The sequence below is a fragment of the Aureisphaera sp. genome, assembly GCF_059726885.1.
In genome coordinates, this window is sequence record NZ_AP041051.1 from 3265027 (window position 1) to 3277945 (window position 12919).

Consider the following 12919-nt stretch of genomic DNA (forward strand, 5'->3'; position numbering starts at 1 on the left):
CCTCCTATGTGTCTAAAATAAGTAAATAAAATTAGTTAGGGGCAAAAATTATACCCAATATGTGAGGTAGTAGTAAAAGGAACAAAATTCTTACTAAAAAACAAATGCAAGCTACGATACTTATTAACGTTTTTACATTAAATATTTGTTAATAAAATCGTGAATATTACCCCCTAAAACCACTGTTAAAACTTGCAAATTAGTGTATCTTGCTTTCTTAGATTTTAATAACCAAAATAATAGTTTTTATATATGGCTGAAGGCGAAAAATTAATCCCTATTAATATTGAAGATGAGATGAAATCGGCGTACATCGATTACTCGATGTCGGTCATTGTGTCACGTGCGTTGCCAGATGTGCGCGATGGAATGAAACCTGTTCACAGAAGGGTGCTGTATGGAATGCACGAATTAGGGGTAAGAGCAAATAGCGCACATAAAAAATCCGCAAGAATCGTAGGGGAAGTGTTAGGTAAGTATCACCCTCATGGAGATACCTCGGTATATGATGCTATGGTACGTATGGCCCAGAATTGGAGCTTGCGATATATGTTGGTAGATGGTCAAGGTAACTTCGGATCAATCGATGGTGATAGTCCTGCCGCAATGCGATATACTGAAGCCCGTATGCGTAAGATTTCGGAAGATATGCTTGCCGATATCGATAAGGAGACAGTAGATCATCAACTCAATTTTGATGACACCCTACAAGAGCCCACGGTATTGCCAACTAAGGTGCCCGGTCTTTTGGTAAATGGAGCATCTGGTATTGCTGTTGGTATGGCTACCAATATGCCGCCACACAATTTGTCTGAGGTGATTGATGGAACCGTTGCTTATATCGAGGATAGTGATATAGATATTGATGGGCTCATGCAATTCGTAAAAGCCCCCGATTTTCCTACCGGTGGTGTTATTTATGGTTATGAAGGTGTAAAAGATGCCTTTCATACCGGAAGGGGACGTGTCGTAATGCGCGGAAAGGCCCATTTCGAAGAAGTAGACGGCCGTGAATGTATTATTGTCACAGAAGTTCCCTACCAAGTCAACAAGGCCAACATGATTAAGAAAACGGCCGACATGGTAAATGAAAAACGAATAGAGGGAATTTCCAACATTCGGGATGAGTCGGACAGAAATGGAATGCGAATCGTATACATTTTAAAGAGGGACGCCATTCCAAACATTGTGCTGAACATGTTATACAAGTACACCGAACTACAATCCAGTTTCAGTGTTAATAACATTGCTTTGGTTAATGGGCGCCCAAGATTGCTTAACCTAAAAGAGCTTATCCATTATTTTGTCGAGCACCGTCATGAGGTGGTGACAAGACGCACACAGTATTTATTGCGTAAAGCAGAAGAAAGAGCCCATATTCTTGAAGGGCTTATTATCGCTTCAGATAATATTGACGAAGTGATAAAACTTATTCGTGGTTCGGCAAATGCCGATGAAGCACGATCCAAGTTGATGGAAACTTTCGAGCTCTCGGAAATCCAAGCACGCGCCATTGTCGAAATGAGACTACGTCAATTAACGGGTCTGGAGCAAGACAAGTTGCGTACCGAGTATGACGAATTAATGAGAACCATCGAAGATTACAAGGATATCCTTGCTAAGAAAGAGCGAAGAATGGAGATCATTAAGGGAGAACTGCTCGAGATTAAAGAGAAATATGGAGATGAAAGACGCTCAGTTATAGAATACGCTGGAGGTGATGTAAGTATTACAGATCTTATTCCTGACGAAAAGGTAGTAATTACCATTTCGCATGCCGGTTATATTAAACGAACCTCACTTACCGAATATAAAAAGCAGAATAGAGGAGGAGTTGGACAAAAGGCATCTGCCACAAGGAACGAGGATTTCTTGGAAGATCTCTTTGTGGGTACAAATCACCAATATATGTTGTTCTTCACGCAAAAAGGAAAATGTTTCTGGATGCGTGTATTCGAAATTCCAGAAGGAAGTCGTACCTCAAAAGGCCGAGCCATTCAGAATTTGATAAATATTGAATCGGATGATAAGGTCAAAGCTTTTATTTGTACACAGGACTTGAAGGATGAAGAGTATATCAACAACCATTATGTGATCATGGCCACCAAAAAGGGGCAGGTAAAAAAGACTCCATTGGAACAGTATTCACGTCCAAGATCCAATGGTATTAATGCGATCACCATTCGAGAAGGTGATGAATTGCTAGAGGCAAAACTCACAACTGGTGATAGTCAAGTAATGTTGGCTGTTAAATCTGGTAAGGCCATTCGATTTGAAGAGGAAAAAACCAGACCTATGGGAAGGAATGCCTCAGGTGTTAGGGGGATTACTTTAGGGGGTCCAGAAGATGAAGTAGTAGGGATGGTTGCAGTGAACGATTCCGAATCCAATATCTTGGTAGTATCCGAAAATGGATATGGGAAACGCTCGAGTATTGAGGATTACAGAGTTACCAACCGTGGGGGGAAAGGTGTAAAGACCATTAATGTTACAGAAAAAACTGGTACTTTAGTGGCCATAAAAAATGTGACGGATAATGATGATCTTATGATCATTAATAAATCGGGTATAGCTATTAGAATGGCTGTTGCAGATCTTAGGGTTATGGGAAGGGCCACGCAAGGGGTCCGTCTTATAAAGGTGAGGGACGACGATTCTATAGCGGCAGTAGCCAAAGTGATGCAAGATGAGGATGATGTGGAGTTAGATGATGAATTAGGTGTAGAGGAAGGGGGATCAGAGAATGGCACAGCTATTGATACTGACGATACACAAAATGATAATAACGAATAAATTAAAATTCCCTATAATGAAAAACAGAATACTTATTGCCGGAATGATGTTGGCTTCTGTAGCAGCGCTAGCTCAGAAGAAGGAGATTAAAAAAGCTGATAAGGCACTCCAAAATGGCAATACCGTAGAGGCCATCAACTATTTAAACCAGGCTGAGTCCCTATTGGGCGCAGCAGACGCTAACCAAAAAGTGCAATTTTACCTTATAAAAGGAGAGGCATTCACCAAGGATGCCGGAACAGCCAATTTCGATAAAATGAAAGCTGCTGCTGATGCCTTGGCAAAAGCAGAAGAGTTAGGTCCAAAAGGTGACAATGTAACCAGATTGGCTGCAGCACAAAACGCGTTACGCATTAACCTTGTTAATAGTGCGATTGCAGACCAAAATGCCAAGAACTATCTAATGGCATCCAATAAATTACTAGAAGGCTATCGAGTTAGTAAAGCAGATACTTCGTATATGTATTATGCGGCCGGTAACCTAGTAAATGGTAAGGATTTCGATAATGCCATTGTTTATTACAAGAAGTTATTGGATATGGGATATACTGGGATCAAAACCGAATACCTATCTACAAACCCTGATGGGGAGGAAGTAGCTCACCCCAGCATAGAGGAACGTGATCAAGCAGTCCTTTTGTATGGACATACTAATCCTCAAGACCGAAAGGCAGAATCTGTAAAAGGGGATATCCTTCAAAAGGTTACCCTAATACATATAACCAGGGGCGAAAATGATGAGGCCTTAGCTATTATGAAAGATGCAAGGGCTGCCAACCCAGATGATGTAAACCTAATGCGTTCCGAAGCCGATCTAGCCTATAAAATGGGTGATATGGAAAAATATGATTCCATTATGAACGATATCATTAAGACAGATCCTAACAATCCTGAATTGTATTATAATCTTGGAGTTGGGGCTGCGCAGAATGGAAACAATGAAAAAGCCATAGGATATTACAAAAAAGCGTTGGAAATAAAACCAGATTATGATATTGCCCAAATTAATATTGCAGCCATTATGCTTGCAGGCGAAGGTAAGATCGTAGAAGAAATGAATGGTTTGGGAATGTCTGCTGCAGATGAAAAGCGATACGATGAGTTGAAAAACCAACGTACCAAATTGTATGAAGACGTGCTACCGTATTTAGAAGCCGCTGTTAAATCGAAAAATGACAATATAGAATTGGTGAGAACCCTTATGAATATTTATAGTCAACTGGGTAAAGATGCTGAATATAAAGTGATGAAAGCCAAATTGGAATCCTTGGGAGGGGAAAATTAATTTTTCCCAATACCATAATGATAAAAAAACCACCTCAATCGAGGTGGTTTTTTGTTATGTATATAAAGAGGTTATAGGATTCGTTTAATCACCCGTAACTTGTGGGTATGTGTTCTCTGTTCATAATTGAAAATACCAGTATGATCAAGTCTGTCTATACGAACCTTTCCATGGGCATGAATTATATAATTATCCTCCATAATTATGCCTACATGAACAATGGCTCCTTCTGCATTATCGAAAAACGCCAAATCGCCCGGTTCGCTTTCTTCAATAAAACTTAATGCTTCACCTTGGGTGGCTTGCTGACTTGCATCACGAAGTAAGGAATGGCCATTCAATTTATAGACCATTTGCGTAAATCCGCTGCAGTCAATACCAAAAGGGGTCCTTCCTCCCCAAAGATAAGGGCTATTTAAGTAGAGAAGGGCAGTATCTACTAGATGTTTTTTTTCGGTTTTCCCTGATACCATTTTACCTTCGAACGAATGTTGAAGAAATTCTAGGGCTTGCAAACTACTTCCCATTGGAATGGACAACAATTCCTTGTTTTCGGTAGTAATAAAATCTACTAGGTCACCAGAGATAACAAGTTCTTTTGATGCCAAGTTCTTATACTCCTCTTCTGTTATGAACTGAAACTGTTTGTTGTCTATCCAACCTTCATACGAATCATGTTGAAGTCTTACACGACTCCATTTTTTTCGACTTTCCAGAATTTTTAAGATTTCCCCATAAAGCACTTGGTTCACCAATTCGCTTGGGTCACTTGCTTCGGCCCGTAAAGGGACAATACTAAGGGGACAAATTCCGTATTTCATGCAGCGCAGCTAAACGACGAGCTATTAATTTCGCTCTATCACCATGGCAGAAGCCCCACCACCACCATTACAGATAGCTGCAGCACCAATTTTACCATTGTTTTGTTGTAATACACTTAGTAGGGTTATGAGGATACGAACCCCACTGCAACCCAGAGGATGTCCCAAGGATACTGCACCACCATTAACATTTACATTGGTGTCGTTCAAGCCTAGGATTTTCATATTTGCCAAACCAACTACTGCGAATGCCTCATTGAATTCATAGAAATCTACATCATCTTGGGTAATTCCTGCCTTGGCAAGCGCCTTGGGTAGGGCTTTCGCAGGTGCGGTAGTAAACCACTTGGGTTCTTGGGCCGCATCTGCATAACTTTTAATGCTTGCCAACGGGGTTAAGCCCAGTTCATTTGCCTTTTCCTCACTCATAAGGATCATAGCACCAGCACCATCGTTAATGGTAGATGCATTGGCGGCTGTTACGGTACCTTCTTTTGTAAAAGCAGGACGCAATGCCGGGATTTTTTCCATTTTCACGTTCTTGTATTCTTCATCTTCAGAAATCAGAAGGGGTTCCCCTCTTCTTTGTGGAACGCTTACAGCGACAACTTCATCCGCAAATTTACCTTCACTCCAGGCCTTTGCAGATCTTTCATAGGACTGAATCGCAAATGCATCCTGATCTTCCCTAGAGAAATCATATTCTGTAGCACAGGCATCTGCACAAACACCCATGGCATTTTTATCATAAGCATCTACAAGTCCATCTTTCTGCATACCATCTTCCATAGAGGCGGGACCAAATTTTTTTCCATTACGCATGTGCACATAATGCGGGATATTACTCATGCTTTCCATTCCACCGGCAACCACGATATCTGCATCACCTAGAGCGATGGTCTGGGCAGCATGCATCACGGCTTTCATTCCGGAAGCGCATACTTTGTTCACTGTGGTACAAGGAACAGTGTCGGGAATACCAGCACCAAGCGCTGCTTGTCGGGCAGGAGCCTGGCCAACACCAGCTTGTACAACATTTCCCATAAAGACCTCTTCAACTAGTTTAGGGTCTAGGTTAATCTTATCTAAAGCGCCTTTAATAGCAGTGCTTCCCAATTGGGCTGCGGTTAAGGAAGAAAGACTTCCCATAAAACTGCCAATCGGAGTTCTTGCGGAGGCTACAATTACAACTTTTTTGCTCATGGAATTATCTGTTTTAACGGTACGCGAAATTACGGATTTAAATTCAATTATTGATCTTTGGTAGCAGGTACTTGGGATAAATGAAGTGATATTTATACCTTTACTACAGCAAGAATTTTTATGGCGACATTTTTCTCGTTTTTTACCAAAAACCAATCCCTGATATATAAGGTCTTTTTGTACCTCATTTCTACGGTTTTGGTAATATACCTTTTACCCAAGGGTGGGAAGTTCAAGTACGACTTTCAGAAGGGAAAACCTTGGCAGGAGGAAAACCTGTATGCCCCATTCAACTTTACTATTAAAAAGGACAAGGCAACTGTTGAAATGGAAGAGGAGACCATACGGGCCAATGCCACCCCATATTTCGATTTAGACAAATCACTTTCCAACGAAGCTGCACAAAACTTCATTGCTTTATTCGAATCCAATTTTGTGGACAGTCTATATGCCACTCCTAAGCGAGTTGCCCAAAACCTTGGGATGAGCATACTTACTTCGGCCTACACCATTGGGGTAATTGATGAAGTACATGCTTTTGGTAATGATAAAATCATTTATCTAAAGAATGGCAACGAGGTTACCGAGATACTGTATTCCAATATATTCCAGAAAGAAAAACTCTCCCAAACTATTACAACTAGGGTGAATTTGGTAAATGCCACCGACATTGAAGGGATTTTGAGACAATTGTTGAATAGGAGTATGGTGCCCAATGTCTCATACAATGCCCGCCTTACCAACACTTCTGTCGAAGAAGAAATCAATGATATTAACCCTAACAGGGGAATTATTGAAAAGGGGGAACGAATCATCGCTAAAGGTGAAATGGTGGAAGGTGACAAATTTCAGATATTGAATTCCCTGAAGGCAAAATATGAGAGCGATGTCTGGAGTCAGAAGAATTATTATTGGGTGGTTTTAGGGTATTCCATTTTGGTATCATTGGTTTTTATTATGCTGTTTCTGTTCCTCAACAAGTACCGAAGGGAAATTTTTAGGGACAATACCAAGGTAAGCTTCATCTTCTTCAATGTTATTGTAATGGTCTTTGCTACGACCATGGTGGTTAAGTACGACGCAACGTACATATATGTGATTCCGCTGTGTATATTGCCGATTGTTCTGAAGAGCTTTTTCGATGCCCGCCTGGGATTGTTCGTACATGTCCTTACGTTATTGTTGCTAGGGTTTATTGTTCCGCATAGTTTTGAATTTCTTTTCCTCCAGATCATTGCGGGAATCGTAACCATTCTTACAGTTTCAGAACTATCCAAGAGAGCCAATCTATTTATTTCTGTAGGTCAGATCACCCTTATTTATATTGTTGGGTATTTCGCATTTTTCATAATCCAGGAAGGGAACATTGATACCATTGCATGGAAAAATTTCGCTTATTTCATCTTGTGCGGGCTAATTACGCTGTTTGCATTTCCACTTATCTATATTTATGAGAAGGTGTTCGGTTTGGTTTCTGAAGTATCCTTGCTCGAGCTAAGTAATACGAATTCTAAACTTCTAAAGGAGTTATCAGATAAGGCCCCGGGGACTTTTCATCATAGTTTGAACGTAGCCAACCTTTCTGAAGCTGCCGCCAACGAAATTGGGGCAGATGCGATGCTTGTTAGGGTAGGAGCCTTGTACCACGATGTGGGGAAATTGATTAATGCTTCCAGTTTTACTGAAAATCAACTCAATGCTGTAAATGTATTGGATGAATTGGCTCCCAAAGAAAGCGCCAAGGTTATTATAGACCACGTCATTAAGGGGATTGAAATTGCACGAAAGCACAAACTTCCAGATCGGGTGATCGATTTCATAAGGACCCATCACGGGACTAGTTTAGTGTATTATTTCTATAAGAAGGAGGAGGAAATGAATGGGGAAGCCTTGGAGGCAGAATTTCGTTATCCGGGCCCTAAGCCTTTTTCTAAAGAGACAGCTATATTGATGATGGCAGATAGCGTGGAGGCTGCCAGTAAGAGCTTAAAAGAGCCGACATCGACCAAGATTGATGCTTTTGTAGAGAACATCATTACCAAACAGATGGAGCAGGGGCAGTTTATCAATGCAAATATTACCTTTAAGGAAATAGAGGTAATAAAGAAAGTATTAAAAAAGAAATTGTATAATATCTATCATTTAAGGGTAGAATATCCTGAGTAAAACTATGGAACACAATAACAAAAGGGGAGGGGATGCTCCCATACCGTGCGATTTAAAAGAAGGAAGAAAGTACTCTTGGTGTACTTGCGGTCACAGTGAGAACCAACCATTTTGCGACGGAGGTCATAACGATAATAATGGCTCCCCAAACCTAAGGTTTGAAGCGAAAGAGACGGGGACGGCTTACTTGTGTACATGCAAGGAAACGAAGAACCCTCCCTATTGCGATGGTTCGCATAACGGGTAACTTCGTTTAGGGATTCTTTATTTAATCTTTATTCCTTCTTTGTTTTTTATTCTAGCTGTAACCAACCAGCCTCCAAAATCTTCAGAAACGGCCATTAACAAAGTGTTCTTGCCTTTTTTAAGGTCGAGATACACCGCATCAAAAAGCCCAACGGTTCCGAGGTACCTATAATCTCGGGAACGCCATCTATTGTTTCCCCAATACAAAGGTTTCCCATTCAAAATTGCGACCACTCTATCACTATAGCCAAACTCAAGAAGCTTTAATTGATCGCTATCAGAGGTAATATCAATTCTAGCAAAAACCGTATTGCCCGGTTGGTCGTTATAGCGTTCCACTAACCTTGAAATATTGGCAGCCGTGCCTTCCTCGACCTTAATTTCCCCTTTCCATTTTACAGACCGGATGAGGGAGTCCATTTTATTAGGGTGTTTCAAGTACTTTTCTTCAAACTTCGTAGAAACTTCCCAAGTAGATACTAGATTGTCAATGGGTTTTCTCTCGTTGGGTTTAAAGTTTAGTAACTCAACCTTGTTCCTGTCTATTTTTATATCTGCAAGGTGCATACCTGTGGAGTTTCCCCCTCTAAAGATTATTGCACCACTTTTGGGCTCATGGAATAAGTTCCAGGATAAATTTGGTTCTTCGCTATGATCAAGGAACACCTGTGCGTTGTCTCCATTAACTACGAGTTTTACATGAGTCCAATCGTCATATTTATATTCATGTGCAAAAGAATATTTTGGACCAAAGTATAGTTGCCATGGGGTAATACCGTTTGTGGTACATGCTGCTTGGTTGGCATCTGGCTTACCCGAAAGATGAGGCCTTATGTACCAATGTTCGGAGTTTGAATTATTAGACCTGAAGAATATCCCGGGAAATGCAGGCTCCTCTTTGAGAAATATATCAAATTCGATAGTGCCGTTTAAGAACTTGGTATTCTTTAAAGTCATAGCGCCATCCTGTAAGTATATCGCTTTTTTGCCCTTATAGTCCTCAATAATATGTGCTTTCGACTCTATTTTCCAGTTAATGGTATCAATGGGAATTATATTCTGGGATGAGAGTAAACTGGGTAGTAAACAAAGAAGAACTGAAAAAAACCTTAGATTGATCATAGCTTTTGTGGTTTATTGTTTTTTATTAATTGGAATTCAGAAATTTAGTACCTGTCAGAAAACTCAAATAAGCGCCTCATAAGAGAGGATTGATGAATTTGATCAATATATTTAGACTGCAATCCTAATTAGAATTAGTACTATGACAAAGTTCATTATTGATGCCAATAGATTTGAAACAAATTGGTTCAATTCCGTTCATTGTTGTTCAGTAAGGGATTTTTCGTGAATTTTGCTGTAATGGATAAGTACCAAGAATACGATCAAGTTCAAAAATGCCTGGCCCTAATAGAAGATCAGTTGGGTTGGGGGGATTCTAAGTCTTGGCACAATGATGTTTTTATTGAACTTAGTGAGAAAATCCAAGAACAAACCCAAGTATTACTAAGTCCAACTACTTTAAAAAGAGTTTGGGGCAAAGTAAGTTATAGCAATGCTCCTAGCATAAGCACCCTAAATACATTAGCTCAGTTTGCAGGTTTTCTTAACTGGAGGGATTTTAAGAATAATGAAAGCATTAAAAAACCTTCTTTTATCTCAAAGCGGATTTCTCCCAATTTGGGAATAATTGTTGGTTCTGCGGCTTTAATGACTATTTTGTTCATCTCTCTTTATTCTATGATTGGAAGCCCCCCGGTTCTACCGGCAGATTATTCAAAAATAGAATTTAAAAGTAGGCCCATTGCCTTGGGCTTACCCAATTCTGTTGTATTCGATTTGAATTTGACAGGGATAACATCGGATAGTATTTATATTCAGCAGTATTGGGATCCCACTAAAACCATTCAAATTACTAAGGAACAAGAACAAGCCACGGGGCAATATTATTATCCTGGCTATTTTAGGGCTAAGTTAGTGGTAGATGGACAAATAATTAGGGAGCATAGTCTATTCATTAAAAGCGAAGGTTGGCTGGGTACTATCGATTATGATCCAGTACCTAAGTATATTTCGGCCAATGAAATTCAATCGGATAAACTATCATATTCCAGTGGGATTTTGGAAGAAATTAAATCTAGTGAAAAACCATTGGGTACCTCATTTCATTATCTAGATGATCTACCCTCAATTTCTGGGGACGGTTTCACCTTGAGTACATCCCTAAGGAATGTTTATCGCGATAAATGGGCAGTTTGCCAGCAATCGTCTATAGTAGTGGTAGGTACAAAAAGTGCCTTTATCATACCGTTTTCTATTTCGGGATGTGTCTCGGAGTTGGGTGTTATGATTAGTGATAGTTATTTAGACGGCAAGAAACATGACCTGTCGGCTTTTGGAAGTGACTTCTCGGATTTTAAGGACGTCAAAATTTCAGTAAAGGACAAAAGGGTAGAAGTGTATATGGATGACAACGCCATTTTCTCCCATGCCTACACGAAATCCATAGGGGAAGTTGTTGGTATTCGTTTTCGCTTTTTGGGTGCTGGGGAAATAGATTATTTGAAATTACAGGACGCTAATGGAAATACTGTTTTCGATGATGATTTTGGATCTAGAATAGATTGATTGGCCCGAAACTATAGCAAGAAGTATTTTGTATGAAATTTTTATCCCTTTTACCTAATTATTTTTTTATTTAGTTAAAATGCACTCATGGTTTAAAAGCTTCATTTTGGGGTAATTGCAAATGAGAAAAAAAAGATTGTTTTTTTGCGTTAAAAAACTCCGATAATATTTTGTGTTATTTCCAATATAGACTTACATTTGCATCCGCATTTAAAAAGGATCGATCATAGATTCTATCGGAGAGGTGGCAGAGTGGTAATGCAGCAGATTGCTAATCTGTGAACGCGCAAGTGTTCCCCGAGTTCGAGTCTCGGTCTCTCCGCAAAATGCACGGGGTGTAGCGTAGCCCGGTTATCGCGCCTGCTTTGGGAGCAGGAGGTCGCAGGTTCGAATCCTGCCACCCCGACAAATTAAAGCAAAGAAGTTCTCGTAGAAAGTTTACTTTCTTAAGAGAACTTTTTTAGTTTGAATTGAATCAAAGTAAAACTTTGATTTGCAACAACCTTTTATGCAGGATCACTGAAGGTAATCCTGCCACCCCGACTAAAAAAGTCCAATCACGAAAGTGGTTGGACTTTTTTTATGTTCCTTATTTAAGGAGGGCAAACAATTTTAATTATTGTTTAACAAAATAAATAATAAGTTAAACAAAAATATAATAACTTTGTAGAGCTAGGAAATTGAAAGAACCATAAATCATGTACAAAACGGCTATCGTACGTCGTGAGCATTTTAACGCCGCTCACAGATTGCATAATAAAAACTGGACCGATAAACAGAACCGGGTGGTTTTCGGTAAATGCAATAACCCAAATTATCACGGTCATAACTATGAATTGGAAGTGAAAGTAATTGGGGTGTGTGATCCTGAAACAGGATATGTAATGGATACCAAAGTGCTGTCCACGCTAATCAAAGAAAGGATTCTGGATAAATTCGATCATAAAAACCTGAATTTAGACACTATCGAGTTTGTAGACCTTAATCCTACTTCAGAGAATATTGCACGTGTGATCTATGATTTGTTACGTGCAGATTTGGATGCATCCCTAGATTTAAAAATCAAGCTTTATGAAACACCAAGAAACTTTGTTGAATACCCTTATTAACGGTAGTGGACTGAATGGTTACACTGATGAAGAAATAGGGGATGATCATATCCTCACGGGGCTGGAAACCCCAATGAGACCGGATGCTTTTTTATTATCCGATGAAGAGAAAAAGGAAAGAATTTCCGATCTATTTGCTCAGATTATGGAGGTGATGGGCTTGGATCTAAGGGATGATTCTTTAAAAGGTACACCCAAACGAGTGGCAAAGATGTATATAGAAGAAATATTTTCTGGACTCAACCCTGCCAATAAGCCAAAAGTGGCCCTGTTCGATAACAAATATCGCTACAACCAAATGTTAGTGGAAAAAGACATTACATTCTATTCCAATTGTGAACACCATTTTGTACCCATCATTGGAAAGGCACACTTAGCATATATTTCGTCAGGAAAAGTAATAGGTCTATCTAAGTTGAACAGAATTGTGCAGTATTATGCCAAGAGGCCTCAGGTGCAGGAACGTTTAACCAATCAGATAGCAGAAGAATTGAAAACTGTACTTGAAACTGATGACGTGGCCGTAATTATAGACGCAAAGCACCTTTGTGTGTCTTCCAGGGGAATAAAGGATGATACTTCCGCAACTGTTACTTCCTATTATGGAGGCGTTTTCAATCGACCTGAAAAGATTGCAGAACTTCAGAACTATTTAAATCAATAGCGTA

At 39.7% G+C, this 12919-nt stretch carries 10 protein-coding genes and 2 tRNA genes; 9 read left to right on the forward strand and 3 right to left on the reverse strand.

The genetic code is table 11. The features are described from left to right. The first annotated feature begins 252 nt into the window (after positions 1-252). Positions 253-2793, forward strand: coding sequence for a DNA gyrase subunit A (gene gyrA, locus AC6JAD_RS14705; RefSeq protein WP_461303109.1), 2541 nt, complete (start codon positions 253-255; stop codon positions 2791-2793). A 16-nt stretch (positions 2794-2809) separates the two neighbouring features. Further along, positions 2810-4078 carry a tetratricopeptide repeat protein gene (locus AC6JAD_RS14710; protein WP_461303110.1) on the forward strand — a complete coding sequence of 423 codons (1269 nt, stop codon included), beginning with the start codon at positions 2810-2812 and terminating at the stop codon, positions 4076-4078. Between the two features lie 71 nt (positions 4079-4149). On the opposite strand, the gene AC6JAD_RS14715 is transcribed toward AC6JAD_RS14710, so the two are convergent. Together AC6JAD_RS14715 and AC6JAD_RS14720 are read right to left on the reverse strand one after the other, a co-directional pair. Then, positions 4150-4899, reverse strand: a complete 750-nt coding sequence (locus AC6JAD_RS14715) for a C40 family peptidase (protein WP_461303111.1) — start codon at positions 4897-4899, stop codon at positions 4150-4152. 24 nt (positions 4900-4923) lie between these two features. Further along, positions 4924-6102, reverse strand: coding sequence for an acetyl-CoA C-acyltransferase (locus tag AC6JAD_RS14720; protein ID WP_461303112.1), 1179 nt, complete (start codon positions 6100-6102; stop codon positions 4924-4926). Between the two features lie 120 nt (positions 6103-6222). Between AC6JAD_RS14720 and AC6JAD_RS14725 the strand changes: the two genes are divergently transcribed. After that, a complete protein-coding gene (locus AC6JAD_RS14725) occupies positions 6223-8268 on the forward strand; it encodes an HD family phosphohydrolase (RefSeq protein WP_461303113.1) in 2046 nt (681 codons plus the stop codon). Positions 8269-8272: 4 nt separating this feature from the next. Continuing rightward, entirely contained in the window at positions 8273-8515 is a 243-nt protein-coding gene (locus tag AC6JAD_RS14730; RefSeq protein WP_461303114.1) for a CDGSH iron-sulfur domain-containing protein, read from the forward strand. Between the two features lie 17 nt (positions 8516-8532). On the opposite strand, the gene AC6JAD_RS14735 is transcribed toward AC6JAD_RS14730, so the two are convergent. Continuing rightward, entirely contained in the window at positions 8533-9636 is a 1104-nt protein-coding gene (locus AC6JAD_RS14735) for a hypothetical protein (protein WP_461303115.1), read from the reverse strand. A 240-nt stretch (positions 9637-9876) separates the two neighbouring features. Between AC6JAD_RS14735 and AC6JAD_RS14740 the strand changes: the two genes are divergently transcribed. The 5 genes from AC6JAD_RS14740 (at position 9877) to folE (ending at position 12915) form a co-directional block, all read left to right on the forward strand. Further along, complete coding sequence (locus AC6JAD_RS14740) at positions 9877-11142, forward strand: hypothetical protein (RefSeq protein ID WP_461303116.1); 1266 nt, start codon at positions 9877-9879, stop codon at positions 11140-11142. A 238-nt stretch (positions 11143-11380) separates the two neighbouring features. After that, a tRNA-Ser gene (locus AC6JAD_RS14745) sits at positions 11381-11464 on the forward strand. Between the two features lie 9 nt (positions 11465-11473). Beyond that, a tRNA-Pro gene (locus AC6JAD_RS14750) sits at positions 11474-11548 on the forward strand. Between the two features lie 292 nt (positions 11549-11840). Then, positions 11841-12251, forward strand: a complete 411-nt coding sequence (locus AC6JAD_RS14755) for a 6-pyruvoyl trahydropterin synthase family protein (RefSeq protein ID WP_461303117.1) — start codon at positions 11841-11843, stop codon at positions 12249-12251. After that, complete coding sequence (folE, locus tag AC6JAD_RS14760) at positions 12214-12915, forward strand: GTP cyclohydrolase I FolE (protein WP_461303118.1); 702 nt, start codon at positions 12214-12216, stop codon at positions 12913-12915. Before AC6JAD_RS14755 ends, folE begins: the two co-directional genes overlap by 38 nt. Positions 12916-12919 lie beyond the last annotated feature (4 nt).